A 19945-nucleotide genomic window follows, 5' to 3' on the forward strand; every position below is an offset into this window, starting at 1 on the left:
TATAAGAAAATATTGTCGTTATGGTGTAGTCATTTGGTTTCCATTTGTGACTTGCTTTGACTTTTGGTGTTCAGATTTATTTGCTCTTGGAACAAGGAAGAGTGGCCTAAATATTGGAAGGTTGACTTTACAAAGCCCGTAGTTTGGGCTCACTTGATCATACTTCCGGAGACATGATCACGTGGTTATCAATAATGATCTTTCTTTGAAGAAGAGAAAACAACTCTCATGATCATTTACAAATTCATCTTCTGCAGATTTCAGAGTATTATTCTTATCATGTCGACCTAAGTACTTTGCTGTCATGCCAAAACCTTTACCCTTTCCAAACCTAGACTTGTCTCCGCTAGGGCTTACTGGCCCCCGACCCGCGGAAATCATAACTTTGCCTTCGCATATGGACTGTCACGATCATCATTATTCGCAGGTGGTGATTGGTTTAAAAGGTCAGGCTGAATTTGAAGTGAGCGGTAAAGGCAATCTTGTCGGCCCAGGTCAAGGTTGTGTGGTAACGGCGAGCTCTGATCATGCTTTCGGTGGTGTGGTTGGCCAGTCGGACATCCTAGTACTCAATATGCCAGTGCCAACGGATGATGACCCTCTGATGCTAGAGAAGATCAATCAGTTAGAATCATCGAACGTCTACTTCCAATTAGACGCGCAAATTCAAAAGCTTATCCATATGTTGGTGCAAGAAATGCAGGCCAGTCCTAATGATCTTCTACTAAGCCGAGCCTGTAATGATACGGTGATCGCGCTGATGCAAAGACACATCTCGGCATTTGAAACCTCAATCAAAGATTCACGCTTTGATCTTGAAGCGTTGGATCGCTACATAGAACAGCATTTAGCAAATAAGATCTCCGTCGCGCAGCTTGCAGGCAGTGTGTTTCTGGGTGAAAGCCAGTTCCACATGCTATTCAAAGATCAAATGGGCATTACCCCGCATCAGTACGTGTTAGGCAAGCGTATCGACCGATCTCGTCGTTTAATCGAACAAGGTAACCTCAGCCTTGGTCAGGTCGCTGAACTGGCTGGTTTCTCCGGTCAATCTTCCTTTACTCACACCTTTTCACGCCTTCAAGGCATGTCACCATCTCAATACAAAAAGAAAATTTCTGTTAAATAGTGAAACAAAACGGCATATTATTTTAAAGTTTCATATGTGACCATGTGTTTGTTTTGTTAATAAAGCGAGTTTTTAGCAAAAAACTCGGAGTTTTTGACAAGTAATCCTTATATACTCTAAATACACTGCAGCCATTGTAGAGATCCCGGGCTAATTCCGGGTGTGAGATTAAGGAAAACGCATGTTTACAGCTACTGATGTGTTAAAGCCAGAATTCAACGAGCAGTCGCTTGCTGATCTATGGTCGCTTATCTCACCATTATATATGGTGGATGAAACCCAATGGCTAGAGCAACTTCTGCCGCTAGCTACCCCTTCTGAGTCAGAAAAGCAGCAGATCACAGACAAAACGACATCATTGATCGAAGCTATCCGTGCGGATAAGACTTCTATCCAGATGATCGATGCATTGTTGCTTGAATACAGCTTAGATACTCAAGAGGGCATCTTGCTAATGTGTCTGGCGGAAGCCTTGATGCGTATTCCTGATTCAGCAACCGCTGATGCTCTGATTCGTGACAAACTAAGCGTTGCGGATTGGAAATCTCACCTAAAGAATTCAGACTCAGTATTTGTTAACGCATCCACTTGGGGATTAATGCTAACAGGCAAGGTGGTTGGACTTTCATCTAAAGAGCAGAGTGCAGGTCAAGCGGTTAACCGTTTAGTGAACAAGCTTTCTGAGCCGGTAATTCGCAAAGCGATGCACCAAGCAATGAAGGTGATGGGTCACCAATTTGTTCTTGGCCGCAGCATTGCTGAAGCGCAGAAGAACGGTAAGTCTATGCGTGATAAAGGTTTTACCTACTCATACGACATGCTAGGTGAAGCGGCACTGACCACTGCAGACGCAAACAAATACTTCAAAGATTACCTAATGGCGATTGAAGCCGTAGGTCGAGACAACTATGTTTCTCCAGAATCGAAGGTCTCTTCAAAATCGAGCCCTGCGCCATCGGTATCTATCAAGCTTTCTGCGCTTCACCCACGTTATGAAGTGGCGAACGAAGAGCGCGTACTGACCGAACTTTGCGACACGCTAGAGCAGCTATTGCGCCGTGCAGTAGAGCTCGATGTTGCGATTACGATTGATGCGGAAGAAGCGGATCGCCTAGAGCTTTCTCTTAAATTATTCGAAAAACTGTACCGTACTGATCTTGTAAAAGGTTGGGGTAAATTTGGTCTGGTTATTCAAGCCTACTCAAAGCGTGCACTACCGGTTCTAGTATGGCTAAACCGCCTAGCGAAAGAGCAGGGTGATTTGATCCCGCTTCGCTTGGTGAAAGGCGCGTACTGGGACAGCGAAATCAAATGGTCGCAACAAGCTGGCTTTACTGATTACCCAGTTTACACACGTAAAGAAGCGACAGACGTAGCTTACCTTGCATGTGCGCGTTACCTATTGAGCCCAAGCGTTCGTGGCAATATCTTCCCGCAGTTTGCGAGCCACAACGCTCATACGGTTTCTGCTATTGCCGTCATGACCGACCATAAAGACTTTGAATTCCAACGCTTACACGGCATGGGTGATTCTCTGTACAACCATGCGATGGAAGCTTACCAACAGTCGGTACGTATCTACGCACCGGTTGGTAGCCATAAAGATCTACTGCCATACCTAGTACGTCGCTTGTTAGAAAATGGTGCAAACAGCTCGTTTGTCCACCGCCTAGTTGATGCGCGTTGCCCTGTGGCAGAGCTGACTCAACATCCTGTCGATATGCTTCTGGCATTCGATACATTGCACAACACTAAGATTCCTCTGCCTCCAGCGGTATTCCCTGAGCGTAAGAACTCTTACGGTGTGAACATTGATATTGAAAGCGAAGCGCATCAATTTGAAGAGAAAGTAAAAAGCTTCTTAAACAACCAATGGACTGCGGGCCCTGTGATCAACGGTGAATCTCTTGCCGAAAGCATGATCAAGGCTGATCAGAACGTTGAGCAAGTGACGGCACCTTATGATCGTCGTATTCATGTGGGTCAGGTGGCTTTTGCTAACCTTGATCATGTTTCCGCAGCGATCACTGGCGCAGACGCAGCATTCGCTGATTGGAACGCAACTTCGGTTGAAACCAAAGCGGCTGCACTTGATAAGTTGGCTGACCTGATGGAAGACAACCTCGCTGAGCTGGTGGCGATTTGTCATCAAGAAGCGGGTAAGACAATTCACGATAGTGTTGATGAAGTACGTGAAGCAGTCGATTTCTGTCGTTACTACGCAAAACAAGCTGACAATCTACAAGGTTTCGAACTAAAAGGTTTTGATGGCCAAACACGAATCGCTTCTCGACAAGGTCGTGGTGTGTTCGTTTGTATCAGCCCTTGGAACTTCCCTCTAGCTATCTTCCTTGGCCAAATTACTGCAGCACTAGTGGCGGGTAATACGGTTGTGGCTAAGCCTGCCGAGCAAACAAGCTTGATTGCTGCTCGTGCGGTTGAACTGATGAATGAAGCGGGCTTCCCTGCTGGCACGATTCAGCTACTACTGGGTCGCGGTGCTGAGATCGGCAGTGCGCTCACCAGTCATGATGCGATTGCGGGCGTTGCCTTTACTGGTTCTACACCAACGGCACAGCGTATCAATGTGTCATTAGCCACTCGTAATGCTAAGCCAGTTCCGTTTATTGCGGAAACAGGCGGCCAGAATGCGATGATCGTCGACAGTACTGCACTGCCTGAACAGGTAGTTCGTGATGTGATTCGTTCAGCATTCGCTTCAGCAGGTCAGCGTTGTTCTGCACTACGTGTGCTTTACATCCAAGAAGACATTGCAGACCGCGTGGTTGGATTGATTCACGGTGCAATGGACGAGCTGAGTGTTGGCATTCCACACCTTCATAAAACCGATGTTGGCCCTGTTATCGACCAAAACGCAAAACAGAAGCTAATGGCGCACTTAGAAAACATGACCAATACCCAGAAGAAGGTGGCTCAACTTTCTCTAGGTAGTGATTGTGAACATGGTGATTTTGTTCCACCAAGTGCTTTTGAAATTGATGACATCAACTGCTTGAAAGAAGAACAGTTTGGCCCAGTGCTACACATTGTTCGCTTCAAAGCGAGTGAGCTAGCGCAAGTGGTAGACCAAATCAACCAAACGGGCTTTGGCTTAACCATGGGTATCCACAGCCGTAACGAGACAACTTACCGTTGGATCGAAAAACACGTTCGTGTGGGTAACTGCTACATTAACCGTGATCAAGTGGGCGCCGTTGTTGGTGTTCAACCATTTGGTGGTCAAGGTTTGTCAGGTACTGGCCCTAAAGCGGGTGGTCCTCACTACCTATACCGCTTTACTGATGTTCATTTCTCTCAATCACAAGACAAGGCATAAGGAGCATTATCATGGTTCATCAAGTGACAGGTTTTTCTGATGCTTTGCTAGCGTGGGAACAATGGAACCTTACCGATTTTGATTACAAGAGTGCTCAGGTACTTGCGCTTAAATCAGAGATCGAAAGTCAATCTGCGCCTTTGGCGACGGTGGCGACTTATCATCTAGAGCAAGCCTCAGCACTGCTTTCTGAACATCACCTAATGGCAGGTCCTACGGGCGAAACCAATGAGCTATATGCCGCAGGTCGCGGTGTGGCTTTGGTGATTGTTGATGATTGCGAAGTGAAAGTGCCAGCGCTGCAAACTGCAATGGCTTTGATTACTGCTGCGCTATTGGCAGGTAACAGCGTTCAATTGTGCAGTGATGATGTGCAGTTCAATACCTTAGTTGCAGACGCAGCTAAGTCGGCGAACTTGCCAACTAACTTGGTGCAAGTTGCCTCGTACGACGCTGCTCAACAGTTGTTGTCTTGCGATGTACGTAGCGTGGGTTACGTAGGTAACTCGCAAACGGCACAAGCTATCAATTTACAGCTTGCTAAGCGTGACGGTGCAATCGTCGGTTTAGTAGCTGAAACGGATCTGGCGACAATGAATGTTGCTAATGATCCACACCTATCGCTGCGCTTCATTACCGAGCGTACGCGAACTATAAATATAACAGCCGTGGGCGGTAACGCGACCTTGCTCGAACTTGGAAGCGAAGCTCACTAACCTTCAGTAAAATTGGCTCTAAGCACTTTTGGTTTTTTCCATTGTTGGGTTTTCTCCATCTTTGGATTTAATTCATAGTGCATTGGAGCCTCAATACCTAACTCAATGCACTCGCTTGCCTTTACGGTGAGTGTCTTGCATTGAATTAGGCATGGAAGGCTTTCTACAAAATGAGGACTATCAAATGATAGAAAACAGTTTTGCAATAACGACGACGTTCATTGCGTATCTAATTATGATGCTAGCGATCGGTGTTATTGCTTACAAACGTACATCTAACTCAACAGACTACTTCCTAGGTGGTCGTTCGTTAGGCCCATGGCCTGCTGCACTTTCTGCTGGCGCATCAGACATGAGTGGTTGGTTGCTACTTGGCCTGCCAGGTTACGCTTACGCTGCTGGCTTTGAAGCATTTTGGCTTGCTGGTGGTCTACTTGTTGGTACTTGGGCAAACTGGTTAATCAGTGCAAAACGTCTACGTACTTACAGCATTACGACTGAATCACTGACGCTGCCTGAGTTCCTATCTCGTCGTTTCAATGATAATTCTAAGCTGATCCAAACAATTTCTGCTTTCTTTATCCTTTTATTCTTCCTTTTCTACACAAGTTCAGGCTTGGTAGCAGGTGGTAAATTGTTTGAAACGGTATTCGGCCTTGATTACACAACAGCGGTAATTATCGGTACAGTCTGTGTAGTTTCGTACACTCTGTTTGGTGGTTTCCTAGCGGTATCTTGGACTGACTTGGTTCAAGGTCTACTCATGTCTGCAGCGCTATTGATTGTACCAATCGCGGCAATGAACGGTGGCCTAGGTCAGCTTTCTAGCGACCTACACAACATCAACCCAGAGCTGCTAACGCTATGGAATGATGCGAAGGGTGAGCCACTGTCTGCTATTGCGATCATCTCACTAGCGGCATGGGGTTTGGGTTACTTCGGTCAACCACACATCCTTGCGCGTTTCAAAGCAACACGTAGTAATAAAGACCTAACAACAGCGCGCCGCATTGCCGTTATCTGGACTGCACTGTCTATGATTGGTGCAATGCTTGTGGGTCTTGTTGGTCTAATCTATGTGACGAACTCTGGCGCACCTAAGCTAGACGATGGCGAGAAGATCTTCATGCTTCTTGTGAACGCGATGTTCCACCCAGTAATCGCCGGCATCCTACTTGCTGCCATTCTAGCGGCAATCATGAGTACTGCGGATTCACAACTTCTTGTTTCTTCATCTGCAATGGCAGAAGACCTGTATAAGCAAGTTTTGAAGAAAGACGCAACGTCAGAAGAGATTGTTCGTGTCGGCCGTTTCGCGGTTATTCTAATTTCTCTTGTTGCTCTTGTTCTGGCGATGACACCAGACAGCTCAGTACTTGGCCTTGTATCTTACGCATGGGCTGGTTTTGGTGCTGCATTCGGTCCTGCAATCGTATTAAGCCTATACTGGTCTCGTATGAACCGTAACGGCGCTCTAGCGGGTATCGTGGTTGGTGGTGTTACGATTGTACTTTGGAAGCAGTTCACGGGCGGTTGGTTCGATGTTTACGAAATCGTACCGGGAATCATCCTATCGACGCTTTCTATCGTTATTGTGAGTCTAATGACTGGTGAGCCAGAAGACGAAGTGAAAAAGCAACACGCTGAGTTCAAGAAGAACCTAGTTGAGCTAGACTAATTTACATTGTAAAACATATGTGAATTAGCAAAGAACATTAGCTAAAAAGCAATTGTAAAAAGAAATTGAAAAATAAAAGTAATAGAGTCACTTCGGTGGCTCTATTTTTTTATGTGGGCACTACCTTTGTCTTATAAAAAACCAGTAGGATACAGAAGAAGCACGGCTGTTATGAGGTTTACAATGTAAATCGAAACCAAATGATAGAAGGGAAATAAATAGAAGATAAAGGCTTTTCATAGCGCTTGATGTCAAAAAATAACCGATAAAATGGCTATTTTTTGAACTTGGCGCTCACTTTTGTTATTAGCTCGGTGAATTATTACACTGAATTGGACATCATGTGTCAATTATCAGTAACCACTAAAGACCTATAGGACAAAGGTATGCCTGATCTCTATTGCAAAGGATGTAAAAAAACAACACTACATAAGTCTATAATGAAACGTTGTGAATCTGAGCCTGAGACAACCTCTGGCCGTATGATGCAATGGACGTCAAAGCTATTTAGTGGAAACCTGTACTACGACATGGAAACTCAACACTTCTGTCGAACGTGTAACTGTCGTTGTGAAACAGGAACTGCAGTTCCCCAAGTTGGTCTGGCTTAGATTGTAGTAAGTGCTTACTAACTTAGATTTAAAAACCTCCCTGATGGAGGTTTTTTCGTTTTTTATGCCGCTTTTAGTGAAGGTTCTGCCTCGACGACATTGCCATCAATCTTAACTTCCCAGCCATAGTTTGAGTATTCACTTGCGAGTGCTTGGGCAACATCTTTTGATACCGTTACGTGTGTCCATGAACCGATTCCGTAAGGTTTATATGCGAGTTCTTGCGTTTTCATAATAGAGTCATCCTTTCTCTTTGAGAATTCTATTATTCACTTTGGTCTATATCCTTTCTTTCGTTTCTGGCTCAACTTATTTGTTAATCGGGTCATTTCTATAATAATTTGTTAATAACTGGAGTTTGATTTATAAGGGGTGTTATCGCTCTGTTCGGTTTTATATTTAACGTGAATAGGAATGGTCTATTTAGTTTTCTAAATGTGTGAGCAAGGTTTTCTTCGATTGCTCTTAGTATGGAATATACTGAGCGCAATCTAGAATGTTTAAGGAATATTATGTCTCAGCATCAACTCGATCGTATCGATAAAGAGATACTAAGAATTCTGCATATGAAAGGCCGTTTGCCCGTCGTTGAACTAGCGAAACAGGTCAACCTAACGACTTCACCTTGCTCTGATAGGTTGAAGCGATTGGAAAAAGTGGGCTACATCACAGGCTATCATGCTGAGCTTTGTTCAGAAAAGTTGGGGCTCGATGTTCAAGTGTTTATCCATATTCGCCTCGATCAAACCAGCTTTTCAATTTTTGATAAATTTGCCCAAGCGGTTGAAACGATGCCTGAAGTAGAAGAGTGCTATTCGCTGTCGGGGGATTTTGACACCATGATCAAGGTTCGAGTAAAAGACATGAAGGCGTATCAAGCATTTATGGCAACTAAGTTGGGCACCCTGCCAGGTGTGATTCAAACACGCAGCGAAGTGGTGATTGAAGAACACAAGAAGGGCTTTGGTGTTAACCCTGAGCTGTTGGCCACCATAAAATAGTGACCGGCTTCGCCTTACCAAGGTTATTTAGATATAAAAAATGGAAGCCAATAAGCTTCCATTTTTTGTTGAACGTCAGATAAAGAGCAATCGGATAAACTTCTCCGCCTTACAGCGTAATTGCGGCAGAGATTAAACCAATCACACCGCCGAATACCCCACCCCAAACGACCAACCAACCAAGGTGTTTTTTGATCATGGTCTGAACCATCTCTTTAACCAGTTTTGGAGTCAGTTCATTCAAGCGCTGATCGATGATCGCCTCAATGTTCTCTTTAATTTCATCCATCATTGCAGGCGATTCAAGTTCATCCTTGATAGCATTTTTTACCGAATCGCTCTTGCTGATTTCAATCACAGACTCTTGCATCTTCTCCACGAATGGCGCTTTCATTGGCTGTAGTGCTTCAGTGCCGCCAACCATCGCTAGCATGCCACCAAATTGTGAGTTTTCGATAACATGCACCAGCGATTCGAATGCAGGGTTAAAGTCGATCTTCTTGATCACAGGCTCTAGGTTGAGTGACTTTCCTGTCATCTCACTACTAAGAAAACGGTCGATGTTACTTTCGGTAAAGAACTGTTCCATCATCAGTTGTTTGATGGCTGCCTTGAACTCTTCAAAGCGCGCAGGAATAACGCCAGAACCATATAGGCCGGGTACTTTCTCGAACAACATGTGAATCGCAAGCCAGTTGGTGATAGCACCAGAAAATGCGAATAAACCTGCGTAAAGCAAGTATTGGTTTGCTGTCGCATAGCCGCCAGCAAGCAGTGCTAATGCAATAACGTTAGTTAAGACACTTTTGTTCATGGTTGATCTCTAAAAAGAATACTGCGCGCATTTTAAGAAAAAAACGCCAAGAAAAAAACAAAAGGATCGATGAAGTTTATAGAACCAATGAAAACAGATGAGAAAGGGGCAGAGAATAACAGGCATAAAAAAGGCTAGCCTCCCCCCGAAGTCTAGCCTTATTCCAGAACGCGCAAGCGAAGCGTCATTGCTGTTAATGTCATTATATGATTACGACATAACATTCTGCCATGTGTAATTTACCGCCAATTAACATTTTGGTGTGAATTACGCCGCACTTTTAAAATGGAATATAGATTAAGCGCTCGTTGTCTGTTCAAGATCATCACCAATAAAGCCACCAGTCTGGTGATTCCACAATTGAGCATAGATACCATTTTGGTGAATCAGCTCTTGGTGCGTGCCTTCTTCAACGATATTACCTTGGTCGAGTACGATCAAACGGTCCATTGCTGCAATCGTCGATAAACGGTGTGCAATCGCGATAACCGTTTTGCCTTCCATTAGTTCAATCAAGCTCTCTTGTATCGCAGCTTCAACCTCAGAATCGAGAGCTGATGTGGCTTCATCTAGAACCAACAGCGGAGCATTCTTCAGAAGTACACGTGAGATAGCGACACGTTGACGCTGCCCACCAGAAAGCTTAACGCCACGTTCACCCACTTGAGCATCGTAGCCAACGTTGCCAAACGGGTCGGTTAGCGTTTCGATAAACTCATGAGCGTGTGCCTGTTTGGTTGCGGCATACACTTCTTCATCTGATGCGTCAGGACTCCCGTAAAGAATGTTGTCTTTGATCGAACGGTGCAGCAGTGAGGTATCTTGAGTCACCATGCCGATGTTGCTACGCAGAGAATCTTGAGTAACGCTCGAGATCTCTTGGTCATCAATCAGGATGCGACCACTTTCTACATCGTGGAAACGCAGCAGTAAGTTAACTAGGGTCGATTTACCTGCCCCTGAACGGCCAACCAAGCCGACTTTTTCACCCGGTTTGATGTTGAGGTTTAGGTTGTTAATCACACCCTTATTCTCACCGTAGTTAAAGCTCACGTTGTCGAAGTTGATACCGCCTTGTGGAACGTCCAAAGGTTTCGCATCTTTTTTGTCTTCGATAGCAATGGGCTTAGACAGTGTTTTAATGCCGTCAATCACGGTACCTAGGTTTTCAAACAGACCACCTATTTCCCACATGATCCATTTCGACATGCCGTTAATACGCAGAGCTAAGCTGACCGCAATCGCAATTGCACCTACGGTGATCGCGTTATCTAGCCATAGGTAGATAGAGATACCGGCAATGCTGAACACCAACAAGTAGTTAGCGAATTCAACGCAGATGTTGAAGCCAGTAACCAAGCGCATTTGGCGATGGACTGTGTCTAGGAAGCCTTCCATCCCTTCTTCTGCGTACTCGGTTTCTCTTTTACTATGAGAGAAAAGTTTGACCGTAGCGATGTTGGTGTAGCTATCCACAATGCGACCCGTCATCAACGAGCGAGCATCCGCTTGTTCTGAAGACACGTCTTTCAGCTTTGGTACGAAGTGCAGTTGAATGCCAACGTAAATGAACAACCAAATCAACATTGGAGCCATTAAGCGCCAATCCGATTCAGCGAGCATGAACAGCATCGCTGTAAAGTAAACCGTCACGTAAACAAACACATCGACCATTTTGGTCACGGTTTCACGTACCGCGAGCGAGGTTTGCATCACTTTGGTCGCGACACGCCCGGCAAAGTCATCTTGATAGAACGACAAACTTTGCTTCAAAAGGTAGCGGTGAGCTAACCAACGAATCGACATTGGATAGTTGCCTAGCAAAGTTTGGTGAAGCAATAGCGAATAAACACTGATCAAGATTGGCATCACGACCAACAGCAGAACGCCGAGCCCCATCAGTGTCGACTCGTTGTCTGCCAAGAAAGTGTCCGGGTTGCTGGTTGATAGCCAGTCAACCAGTTGACCCATGTAACCGAACAGCGCAACTTCGATGATCGCGATGGTCATGCTCATCAATCCGAGCAAGATCAACGGCTTTTCAAAACCTCGTGTGTAATGGCGGCAGAATGCCAGTATTCCAGTAGGAGGTTGTATCGGCTCTCCCTTTGGAAAGGCTTCAGTAAAGCCTTCAAATTTCTTGTACATAGTTTTCCCTTTATAAGCTACTGCATCTTTGATGCTAGAGCATCGTGATGTGCAGCTTTGTTTTTATAGTCTTGATTTGAATTTTTCAGTTTTAGTTTGAAATTATATAAGTGCCAACGCGTTCTTATAAGTATTAAGCCATTCGATAGATTTTTGTTTAGTTCTTATGTAAGTACTTGGTTTAAGCGACACAGAACACTTCCAAAGAGTGTCTTTCATGAAGCTAATTTTAGATTGAATTAGACAGGAAAAGTTAAGCTTATTTCAAACGTAATTGATGGTTATGCAACGGTGATAATCCTAACGTTAAATGGATTAAATTGTAATCAAAACTCGTGTGGAGCTGAAAAATGAAATGAGAATATTTATCCAGAAAATTCTTTAACGAATATGCATACAGTTGGTTCTTTCTGATGTGCTGTTATCTTGCAGTAAAAATTACCGACTAATCTAAAATCCGCAGTAATTACTTGGGATAAATATTCAAATCATTGTGATTTTCAGTGAATTTTGTTGTAACAAGTTGTTTACAATTCTGAGGTAAATAAAAGATAGGGACGGTTAAAATGTTAAACCTACACAAAAAATCACTGCATATTACTAATGTTCAAAACGCAAATTGCGTTGTTATGGTGCCGCCAAAAGAATTTAAATTTAACGAAGAAACAGCCCGTGATAACGAGTTTCAGCACAGAGTCGATCTGACTGAAGCTGAGGTAAAGTTAGAAACGATGGCCGAGTTTAAGGCTATGGTGGTTTCGCTACGTAAAGAAGGTGTGCAAGTTGTAGAGTTTGATTACCCAGAATTAGGAGTTGAAACTCCGGATGCGGTATTCCCTAATAACTGGTTCAGTACTTGTAGTGATGGAAGCCTATTCACTTTCCCTATGGCGTGTGAAAACCGTCAAAATGAAGTTAAGCCGAATGCACTTATTGAAGCGTTGGAAGCGTCTGGTCGCATTGTTAATCACAGTGAGTCTATGGAGTCGTACGTTGCTCAAGGTTCTTATCTAGAGAGCACAGGCGTGATGGTGATCGACCATATCAACAAGACCATTTATGCTGCGCTTTCACAACGTTGTGACCGCGAAGTATTGGAAGATTACGCGAAGCGCATTGGCTATTCTCGCGTGGTCTCGTTCCAAACGGCATTACCGTCTGGTCAACCGATTTACCATACCAATGTGATGATGGCGATTGGTGATAACTTCTGCGTGATCTGTGATGAAGTGATCCCAGAGTTTGAGCGCCGCTTTGTTGTGAAGTCTCTTGCCAAAGACAAGCAAGTTATCTCTATCTCAATCGATCAGATGAATCGTTTCTGTGGCAACATCCTTCAGCTTGAAACTGTGAATGGCGACAAGGTGATCGCGATGTCTCAATCGGCTTACGATGCGTTTTCTCCAGCTCAGTTAGCTCAGCTTTCGACGCACGGTAAGCTACTACCATTTAACGTGAAAACGATCGAAGACATCGGCGGTGGTTCGGTGCGATGCATGTTGGGCGAGGTGTTCTTACCAACCCGAGTGAATCGTCTGTAGCAAGTATAGAAAGTATAGCAAGCGCTCATTTCCAGTAATGGATCTTCGAATACCACTCTTATCGCAGAGTGGTATTTTTGTTTTTATCTATCTTTGTATCGGTCTACCAGAAGTAAGAAAACAGCAATAAGAGAACCAGAGCTAGATACACGAGCTAACGCGCACAAAAGTTAACGGAAAACAGCTAACACAAAAGCTATGAAGCGTCCTTAAAAGCTCTGTGTTCAATGAACTGAGCCGACAGTGTTACGACTTCCTTAGAGTAGACCAGCGCTGTGTGGTTGAGTTTGAGGGCGTAAGTATCAGTGGCTCCTCTCAGGTTGGCGTCTTCGAGAGTGACCGTACCATCCCCTGGGTTTCTTCCCAGAACAATCCGTCCTACTCCGGCGTCGTAGGTACCCGTAATTACGCCAATCGGCACATCAATATCGTAGTCACCCAAGCCATCGCTTAAGATCATTTTGCTTGAACCAAATATAAATCCAAGCCCATGATTAGACAGTGTTTTGGCGATGGTTGCCCCATTGTGCGGAGTGCCTGCTGTAATAATGCAGGTGTCGGCGAAGTGTGGTTGGTAGAATTTAAAGTAATGACGAATCAGCAAGCCACCCAGTGAGTGACCGAAAAAATAGACCTCATCATACTCATTAAAACGAGCATTCACGAAACGATTGAGACGTTTGGCTGCAGAAGGGAAACGCAGCGAGTTGTAGGCAAACTTGTGCGTTGTAAAGCCGCGTTTTTTGAAGTTTCTATCCAGATATTGCATGATCAACGCAGGCATATATAGACCATGAACTAAAACTATATGTTTGTTTTTATTATTCATTTTTGTCCTCCGTTTGATGGTGTCTCCAGTATATTTAGTAGCAAATCTAAACTCAATAAAACTTGCGGCTAATGGGACACAACAGGCAGAGTATTCACTGTAGAAAGAATGTGCGTTATAGATAAAGAATGAGTTATTCCGATCTCACTCCACCATACACATCTATGGTTAAGCCACCTTGTTTGGCATAGGTATTCGGTGTTAGGCCTGTTACCTTATTGAAGCTTCACTTTTTGCTTCAGGCTCAACCAAAACCTTTATCACGCCTTTTTGTAAAATCAGGTTGTTGGGGTAGGTGATAATGTTACCCGAACTGTGTCGAAGAATAACGTGGAACATGGTGATATCGATGATCACACCGCTGATGTCTTCGTCTTTCTCCGCGACTCTTACTCTGTCGCCAATGCGATAAGGGAAGACAAAAAATATTAGTACGCTGGCTGTGAGGTTACTTAGAATGGACCATTGCGCGAATAAAGCGACACCCAGCACCGCAAATATGGATGATAAGAACAGCGAAATATCACCAAAACCCAAGTTAAGAACAATAGTAAACACAGCGATGAAGAGTAGAAACAGAACAATATTGAAACACTTAATCACGAACTGCTTTCGCTTCAATTCGACACGCTTATTTTCCGCTAATGTTTCTATCCAGTTCTTACCTAAGCGTTTGATCACCCAATACACAGTGATAAGAAGTAAACCTAAAACTACTTGTCTAAGCCACATATTGGATTGCAAAAACTCAACCATTAAATAAACCTCAATTTTTTCAAAATAATGACCTCTGCCGCTATGACTACGAGCAGCCCAACGCAAAATAGTGGGAATGCTATTGGGTTATCTGTTCCGGGTATCCCCGCGATATTGACACCCAGTAAACCGGTGAAAAACCCAGCAGGGAGGAAAATACCTGCAATGATAGAAAATAGGTACGTATTTCTATTCATTTTTTCAGCTTGTTGCTGACTTAGGCTCGCTAAAAATACATTAATTTGTTCGATGTAAAACTCAACAGACTCGTTAATTCTCAGGATGGTATCAAGGCTGTTCTTTATATGACTGTTGTGATTACTCAATGGTGCAGGTAGGTCACTCATTAAATCTTCAAAAACGTATTTCTGTGGCTTCAAATAACGCCTTAGTCTGAGTAGCCTTGAATGTAGAGCGTTAATGGATCTTATGTCGATATTGGAGTTAGATTCTAACTCGTCAATTAATAGTTCGACGGGTACTAGGAAGGTTGAAATACTGTGGTTGATTCCACGTATCATGCCCAGTAATACATCAGGTAATGATGTCGGGCCTTGGTTTTGTTTGAGATCAGATATCAGATTACTGACCGCTTTTGAAGGAACTTTGCGTGTCGATATTAAAGTGCCTTTGTACCATAAGATGCGTAGGCTAAGCATGTCGTCAGGGTTAGCACCTTCGTTTAGATTAATACCTCGCAGAATCATCAAAAAACAGTCGTGGCCAAACTGTTCGAACCGAGGACGGGTGTCATCGGTGAGTAATGAATCGATGATGGCATTTGGAACCGTATTACTGTGGAGCCATTCTCTCAAACCGTCAGCATCTCTTTGGCAGTGATACCAAGTTGATTGCTCGAATGAGGCTGGGCTGGTGGTGTGTTCATGTGCCACACCCTCAGAAAATTGCCAGCTTGAAATTATGAAAGCGTCCATTCATTTGTCCTTAATGATATGACGTAAACATTGATATTGTGGCGCCATTCAGGTGCCGTATTGAACTGAGCTTAATCTTGGTAAGTTCAATGAGCGATGTGAGTGAGATAAAGTCTAATAAGACAGGTTGGTCTTTGGAGCACGACGGACTCTTCCATTATTGTGTCTATTAAATGTAGCTCATTGTTTCGTCGTTATAAATTAGCACTCTGGCTCCATGTTAGCGACGAAAAAAAGAAAAGACCGAGGTCTTTTCTTTTTAGGGGAAGTTGAGGAGAGCTTGTTCAGGCAACTCGAGTTTTCCGATGGTTTACATAAGTAAAAGCACTACCGACACGCAGCAAAAATATCTTGGTTCTCTCGATATTCTTTGGTTTGTACATCCATTAGGCCGAGTAAAGAGTCGAACAGGTTATCTTGGGAGAAGCTCTGTTCTTTGCCTGCCTTTCTTAAGCAGGTCTGGTTTATCCCTTTCTGCTCGGCGAAACCATCAGACATCCATAGGATCATAGGCACATGGGTTTGTTCTTTCGGTGCCAATGAATAAGGCATGCCGTGTAAGTAGATGCCATTTTCTCCCAATGATTCTCCGTGATCGGAAATGTACATCAGCGCGACATTGTACTTATCGGTGAGTTTCTCTAGCTTCTGAATAGCCTGTGAGAGAAAGAAATCTGTGTACAAGATGGTGTTGTCGTAGGTGTTTACCACTTGCTCTTTGGTGCAGTTTTCAATGTCTGCACGAGCGCAGTCTGGCGTAAACTTCTTATGTTCGTCAGGGTAACGTTCAAAGTAAGTAGGCCCGTGAGACCCCGAAATGTGATAGAAAATGATGCTATCTTGCTTAAGAACTTGAGTATCTTGCTCAAAGTTCTCTAGCATTGCCGTGTCGTAGCATAAATCGTTATTACATAAAGGGTCGCTGTCTTTGGCGGCGAGAGTCATCTCTTTGATTCGATGTGCGACGGCTTTGTCTCCCCCATCATGCTCTCGCCAGATAGAGTGAATGCCCGCGCGGTTCATAATGTCGACCACGTTATCTTGGTTGTAGGCTTTGTCGCGATCGTAGTTGCTGCGGTTCATGTTAGAAAACATACACGGCACAGAAACCGCAGTGGCGGTTCCGCATGACTGAACATCAGAGAAAAAGATCGGATTATAGGGTTTGGTATGAGCATTGGTTTCTTTCTCATAGCCATAATATTGGTAGTTATATACACGTGCTGTTTCACCAAGAACAAACACCAATAAGGTTGGTTTTTCAGCTTGTTTAGCTTCTGGTTTTAGCTGCGCATCTAAGCCGATTTCTTGGTAAGGAATCGGTTCTTTGATGTAAGTATTGTTGATGTATTTTGCGGTTGAAGCGACGTATTCGGTCGGAATGATCATCTTTTTAAGATGAGAGTTATTACGACCAATCGACACATAATCTTTGTAAAACAGTCCAGCAATAATCGCTATGACAATCAGCGAAGAGAGCAATCCAATCGCCTTCCAAATAGCAAAATCTTTCCACGATTCTCTTTCAAGATCCGTAAATAAAAGCAGCAGTGACGGGACTCCTCCCATCAGAACAAACCATAAAATAGAATAGCTGCTTAGGTAGCTAGCAGCCTCTCCGCTGTTGGTTTCGAAGACGTTTTCTATCATTCCATAGTCTACAAAAATGCCGTAGTTGAACATGCTGTAGCTGACTAAAGAGGAAGTAAGTAGTAACAAGATAAAAAAAGCTTTGGCGAATATCGGCCAGTTGAATACTTGAAAGATAAAGTTGAATGCGGCGAGAAAGAAAAATGGGATCGAGATGATAAACCCAATGCTTTCGGCTTGTGAGGCACTAAGAATATTGAACAGTTCGCGTGAGATAGGCAAGTTAATGACAAGCAGGTAATACACTGCCAAAACGAAAGGGAGTTTGTTTATCGACATGTTTAAGCGTGGTAGATTCATAGGTCTTGTCTTCCTCTGTCACTTATCCCTTTATTTTAGTCTCGCTACCAAGAAAGCTCTAATATCAATGCATAAAGCTCAAATAGAAGGCGCTGAGCGATAAACTGGTTAAAGTGAAATGACGCTAAGGTGTGTAGATACAAAAAATTCACTTTACTGAGTGACCTTCATGACAAGGTGGAACAGCAAAGTGAATTAGTATGTTCAGCTTATTCTATGTGGTTCAATCACATTAGAAGTTGTATGAACCACCGAAGCTAATGCTGTTGAAGGCAAGCGTGTGGTCACCAGCTGATATCTGAGAGTTCCTAAATTGGACCGTGTCGTCTACGCTTACTGCATCCGCTTGCGAGATTAAGCGTAGCGTTAGGTGTTCGATTGGCGTGTATTCAACACCTACACCAAAGTGGAAACCCGTACCGCTGTCATCAGCGTAACCAGCACTCTTATTTGCGTTTAGGTCAACAGAGCTTAAACCAGCCAATACGAATGGGCGGATTGTGTTGTCGAATGTGTAACCAAGATTTGCTGACAAAGAAACAGACGTCGGAGACAGCTTTTCAGCGCTATTTTTGTAGTTTGCGTAATCTGTGTAGCCAAGTTCAACACCTACGATACGGTTGAATTGGTAGCCGCCGTATAGGTTGTAGCCCATGCCATCTGAATCTAAGCTACCGTGACCGTCTGTGTCAGAATCTTGGTAGACACTAAGTCCGCCACCAATGTACGCACCGCCGTCAGTACCTGCTGCTAAAGCTGGAAGAGAAACTGCGCTGATTAAACCCAGTGCTAATGCTGATTTCGTTATCTTGTTCATCTTTGTTACTCACTCTTAAATGTCATGCCAGTATCAATCATTTTTATTTTGCGACCTTTCGACCGTTGGTGAGTATTATTCCGTAGTCTTGTATGTATTACTGTATGGCTTTGTAAGCTGAATCGTTACATAGTAGAAAAAATACACATCAGGTTGCTTAGTGAGTCAGGCTGTTTAAAACAAGGAATAAACATGCTAACGAAACAAAACACAGGTTTGGTGGTTGTGGACGTACAAGGCAAGCTCGCACGCCTTATTGATGAGAGCGATACGCTGATTGCTAATTGCGGAAAGTTAGCTCAAGGAGCGCAGGTTTTGGGTCTGTCAATTATTCGTTTGGAACAGAATGCAGAGAAGCTAGGTGCTACAGTCGACGAACTTAATGACTTGTTGAATGATGTAAAGCCGATACCTAAATTCACTTTCAATGCGTGTGATGAGCCCAAGTTTGTTGAGGCGGTTCAAGCCAAGGATGTAGAGACTTGGTTAGTGTGTGGTATTGAGGCTCATATTTGTGTTTATCAAACCGCAATGGGGTTGTTGGAACTTGGGTACAAGGTTCAGGTAGTTGGCGACTGTGTTAGCTCGCGAACGGCACTCAACAAGAATCTAGCAATCTGTCGACTAATGGATGCTGGTATCGAAATCACAGGATTGGAAATGAGCTTATACGAACTGGTAAAGGACTGCCGCGCGCGTGAATTTAAGCTCATTCTATCCTTGATTCGTTAATCACCGAGAGGCTGTCTATCGCCACCGCCTCGATAAGAATCGAGCGCTACCTTTAAGCGACGCAGTTTATCGCGCGAACGGTTCTTGTGATTGACCGCCATGCCCATCGAAAGCACATCCACTAACGCCAACATAGCGTAGCGAGAAGCCGATGGTTTGTAGATGAAGTCGGTTTCCATATGTTTGATTGGCAACAAGATATCCGCAATTTTTGCCAGCGGTGTGTCTTGTGGGGTAATCGCGATGATCTTAAGGTCATACTGCTTAGCTAACTCGGCAGTTTCAGTGATCACGGGCGTAAAACCTGTCGCTGAAATCATCACCATCACATCATTGGCATCTGCCGTGGCGGCTACCATACGTGACATCAAGCCGTCGTTGTACGACACCACTGGGTAGCCTAAACGAAACAGTCGATGTTGCAGTTCTTGAGAAGCAATGGTCGAACCGCCACCCATGCCGATAGCAATGATCTGTCTGGCGTTATGTAGCCAGTTCACTGCAGTTTCAACGTCTTGCTCTTTGAACAGAGTTCGGTTGATATCTAGGCTCTGCTTGATTGATTCGTAGATACCTTGATAACCCGTTTGGTCAACAGGTTCGAGGATAAAGCGCTGGCCAACGGTTAGCGTCTGAGCCAACTTAATCTTCATATCACGTACGTTGCTGCAACCGATCGCTTTAGCAAAACGTGTGATGGTGGCTTCACTCACTTGAGCACCTTCGGCTAGCTCTGTGATGCTGGCATTAGCAGCAAAATCAATGTCATCCATGATCAGCTTGGCGACTTTCTTTTCTGCATCACGAAGAGCAGGAAAACGCTCTGTTATCTGTGAAATGATATCTACTTCTAAACTCAAGAATCCTGATCCTTTGTTGATGGGGCTATTTGCTAATACCTAGTCATTGGTCGCTAAAGCTTAGCCCCGTTAGTATATCTTATTGTTTCGT

The 19945-nt window shown here is 44.1% G+C and carries 17 protein-coding genes and 1 pseudogene; 8 read left to right on the forward strand and 10 right to left on the reverse strand.

The window, feature by feature from the left end; genetic code table 11:
* Nucleotides 1–304: 304 nt before the first annotated feature.
* The 5 genes from ACED28_RS13020 (at nucleotide 305) to ACED28_RS13040 (ending at nucleotide 7471) form a co-directional block, all read left to right on the forward strand.
* Nucleotides 305–1129: an AraC family transcriptional regulator gene (locus tag ACED28_RS13020; RefSeq protein ID WP_012600035.1), complete on the forward strand. Its 825-nt coding sequence runs from the start codon at nucleotides 305–307 to the stop codon at nucleotides 1127–1129.
* A 181-nt stretch (nucleotides 1130–1310) separates the two neighbouring features.
* Entirely contained in the window at nucleotides 1311–4466 is a 3156-nt protein-coding gene (putA, locus tag ACED28_RS13025) for a bifunctional proline dehydrogenase/L-glutamate gamma-semialdehyde dehydrogenase PutA (RefSeq protein ID WP_371710008.1), read from the forward strand.
* 11 nt (nucleotides 4467–4477) lie between these two features.
* Nucleotides 4478–5182 carry a 1-pyrroline-5-carboxylate dehydrogenase gene (locus ACED28_RS13030; RefSeq protein WP_102248749.1) on the forward strand — a complete coding sequence of 235 codons (705 nt, stop codon included), beginning with the start codon at nucleotides 4478–4480 and terminating at the stop codon, nucleotides 5180–5182.
* A 187-nt stretch (nucleotides 5183–5369) separates the two neighbouring features.
* Nucleotides 5370–6860 carry a sodium/proline symporter PutP gene (gene putP, locus ACED28_RS13035; RefSeq protein ID WP_029222791.1) on the forward strand — a complete coding sequence of 497 codons (1491 nt, stop codon included), beginning with the start codon at nucleotides 5370–5372 and terminating at the stop codon, nucleotides 6858–6860.
* Nucleotides 6861–7300: 440 nt separating this feature from the next.
* On the forward strand, nucleotides 7301–7471 hold the full coding sequence (locus ACED28_RS13040) for a hypothetical protein (protein WP_017097212.1): 171 nt from the start codon (nucleotides 7301–7303) through the stop codon (nucleotides 7469–7471).
* Nucleotides 7472–7533: 62 nt separating this feature from the next.
* Here ACED28_RS13040 and ACED28_RS13045 read toward each other — a convergent pair whose 3' ends face one another.
* Nucleotides 7534–7704, reverse strand: coding sequence for a hypothetical protein (locus ACED28_RS13045; RefSeq protein ID WP_009845996.1), 171 nt, complete (start codon nucleotides 7702–7704; stop codon nucleotides 7534–7536).
* A gap of 279 nt (nucleotides 7705–7983) precedes the next feature.
* Here ACED28_RS13045 and ACED28_RS13050 point away from each other — a divergent pair, with 279 nt between their 5' ends.
* Nucleotides 7984–8472, forward strand: coding sequence for an Lrp/AsnC family transcriptional regulator (locus tag ACED28_RS13050; RefSeq protein WP_009845995.1), 489 nt, complete (start codon nucleotides 7984–7986; stop codon nucleotides 8470–8472).
* Nucleotides 8473–8581: 109 nt separating this feature from the next.
* Here ACED28_RS13050 and ACED28_RS13055 read toward each other — a convergent pair whose 3' ends face one another.
* Nucleotides 8582–9286 (reverse strand): DUF445 family protein, encoded by a 705-nt coding sequence (locus ACED28_RS13055; RefSeq protein ID WP_009845994.1) that lies wholly within the window; start codon nucleotides 9284–9286, stop codon nucleotides 8582–8584.
* Between the two features lie 297 nt (nucleotides 9287–9583).
* Nucleotides 9584–11434, reverse strand: a complete 1851-nt coding sequence (locus ACED28_RS13060) for an ABC transporter ATP-binding protein (protein WP_371710009.1) — start codon at nucleotides 11432–11434, stop codon at nucleotides 9584–9586.
* A gap of 566 nt (nucleotides 11435–12000) precedes the next feature.
* Between ACED28_RS13060 and ACED28_RS13065 the strand changes: the two genes are divergently transcribed.
* The gene (locus tag ACED28_RS13065) at nucleotides 12001–12975 is read left to right on the forward strand and encodes an arginine deiminase-related protein (protein ID WP_009845992.1); all 975 of its coding nucleotides are present in this window, start codon (nucleotides 12001–12003) and stop codon (nucleotides 12973–12975) included.
* Nucleotides 12976–13171: 196 nt separating this feature from the next.
* Here the strand turns inward: ACED28_RS13065 and ACED28_RS13070 are convergent, their stop codons facing one another.
* From ACED28_RS13070 to ACED28_RS13095, 6 genes and pseudogenes are all read right to left on the reverse strand, one after another.
* Complete coding sequence (locus tag ACED28_RS13070) at nucleotides 13172–13804, reverse strand: esterase/lipase family protein (protein WP_371710010.1); 633 nt, start codon at nucleotides 13802–13804, stop codon at nucleotides 13172–13174.
* A gap of 133 nt (nucleotides 13805–13937) precedes the next feature.
* Nucleotides 13938–14021 (reverse strand): annotated as a pseudogene (locus ACED28_RS13075) (AraC family transcriptional regulator); the annotation flags it as partial.
* Nucleotides 14015–14560: a mechanosensitive ion channel family protein gene (locus tag ACED28_RS13080; RefSeq protein ID WP_009845990.1), complete on the reverse strand. Its 546-nt coding sequence runs from the start codon at nucleotides 14558–14560 to the stop codon at nucleotides 14015–14017. The pseudogene ACED28_RS13075 and the gene ACED28_RS13080, both read right to left, overlap by 7 nt.
* Nucleotides 14560–15495, reverse strand: coding sequence for a CorA family divalent cation transporter (locus tag ACED28_RS13085; protein ID WP_371710011.1), 936 nt, complete (start codon nucleotides 15493–15495; stop codon nucleotides 14560–14562). Before ACED28_RS13085 ends, ACED28_RS13080 begins: the two co-directional genes overlap by 1 nt.
* A gap of 327 nt (nucleotides 15496–15822) precedes the next feature.
* A complete protein-coding gene (locus ACED28_RS13090; RefSeq protein WP_371710012.1) occupies nucleotides 15823–17445 on the reverse strand; it encodes a phosphoethanolamine transferase in 1623 nt (540 codons plus the stop codon).
* Between the two features lie 232 nt (nucleotides 17446–17677).
* Nucleotides 17678–18262, reverse strand: a complete 585-nt coding sequence (locus ACED28_RS13095; RefSeq protein ID WP_371708116.1) for a porin family protein — start codon at nucleotides 18260–18262, stop codon at nucleotides 17678–17680.
* Between the two features lie 192 nt (nucleotides 18263–18454).
* Here ACED28_RS13095 and ACED28_RS13100 point away from each other — a divergent pair, with 192 nt between their 5' ends.
* Nucleotides 18455–18994, forward strand: coding sequence for an isochorismatase family protein (locus ACED28_RS13100; protein WP_371710013.1), 540 nt, complete (start codon nucleotides 18455–18457; stop codon nucleotides 18992–18994).
* On the opposite strand, the gene ACED28_RS13105 is transcribed toward ACED28_RS13100, so the two are convergent.
* Entirely contained in the window at nucleotides 18991–19854 is an 864-nt protein-coding gene (locus tag ACED28_RS13105) for a MurR/RpiR family transcriptional regulator (protein WP_371710014.1), read from the reverse strand. The genes ACED28_RS13100 and ACED28_RS13105 overlap by 4 nt on opposite strands.
* Nucleotides 19855–19945 lie beyond the last annotated feature (91 nt).

Source organism: Vibrio sp. 1F253, assembly GCF_041439295.1.
GTDB lineage: Bacteria > Pseudomonadota > Gammaproteobacteria > Enterobacterales > Vibrionaceae > Vibrio > Vibrio tasmaniensis_A.

What these genes read in the sequence shown, in the direction of transcription:
- ACED28_RS13020 (WP_012600035.1), top strand. Translation starts at nt 305, where the DNA reads ATGCCAAAACCTTTACCCTTTCCAAACCTAGACTTGTCTCCGCTAGGG.
- putA (WP_371710008.1), top strand. Translation starts at nt 1,311, where the DNA reads ATGTTTACAGCTACTGATGTGTTAAAGCCAGAATTCAACGAGCAGTCG.
- ACED28_RS13030 (WP_102248749.1), top strand. Translation starts at nt 4,478, where the DNA reads ATGGTTCATCAAGTGACAGGTTTTTCTGATGCTTTGCTAGCGTGGGAA.
- ACED28_RS13040 (WP_017097212.1), top strand. Translation starts at nt 7,301, where the DNA reads ATGAAACGTTGTGAATCTGAGCCTGAGACAACCTCTGGCCGTATGATG.
- ACED28_RS13045 (WP_009845996.1), bottom strand. Translation starts at nt 7,704, where the DNA reads ATGAAAACGCAAGAACTCGCATATAAACCTTACGGAATCGGTTCATGG.
- ACED28_RS13050 (WP_009845995.1), top strand. Translation starts at nt 7,984, where the DNA reads ATGTCTCAGCATCAACTCGATCGTATCGATAAAGAGATACTAAGAATT.
- ACED28_RS13055 (WP_009845994.1), bottom strand. Translation starts at nt 9,286, where the DNA reads ATGAACAAAAGTGTCTTAACTAACGTTATTGCATTAGCACTGCTTGCT.
- ACED28_RS13060 (WP_371710009.1), bottom strand. Translation starts at nt 11,434, where the DNA reads ATGTACAAGAAATTTGAAGGCTTTACTGAAGCCTTTCCAAAGGGAGAG.
- ACED28_RS13065 (WP_009845992.1), top strand. Translation starts at nt 12,001, where the DNA reads ATGTTAAACCTACACAAAAAATCACTGCATATTACTAATGTTCAAAAC.
- ACED28_RS13070 (WP_371710010.1), bottom strand. Translation starts at nt 13,804, where the DNA reads ATGAATAATAAAAACAAACATATAGTTTTAGTTCATGGTCTATATATG.
- ACED28_RS13080 (WP_009845990.1), bottom strand. Translation starts at nt 14,560, where the DNA reads ATGGTTGAGTTTTTGCAATCCAATATGTGGCTTAGACAAGTAGTTTTA.
- ACED28_RS13085 (WP_371710011.1), bottom strand. Translation starts at nt 15,495, where the DNA reads ATGGACGCTTTCATAATTTCAAGCTGGCAATTTTCTGAGGGTGTGGCA.
- ACED28_RS13090 (WP_371710012.1), bottom strand. Translation starts at nt 17,445, where the DNA reads ATGAATCTACCACGCTTAAACATGTCGATAAACAAACTCCCTTTCGTT.
- ACED28_RS13095 (WP_371708116.1), bottom strand. Translation starts at nt 18,262, where the DNA reads ATGAACAAGATAACGAAATCAGCATTAGCACTGGGTTTAATCAGCGCA.
- ACED28_RS13100 (WP_371710013.1), top strand. Translation starts at nt 18,455, where the DNA reads ATGCTAACGAAACAAAACACAGGTTTGGTGGTTGTGGACGTACAAGGC.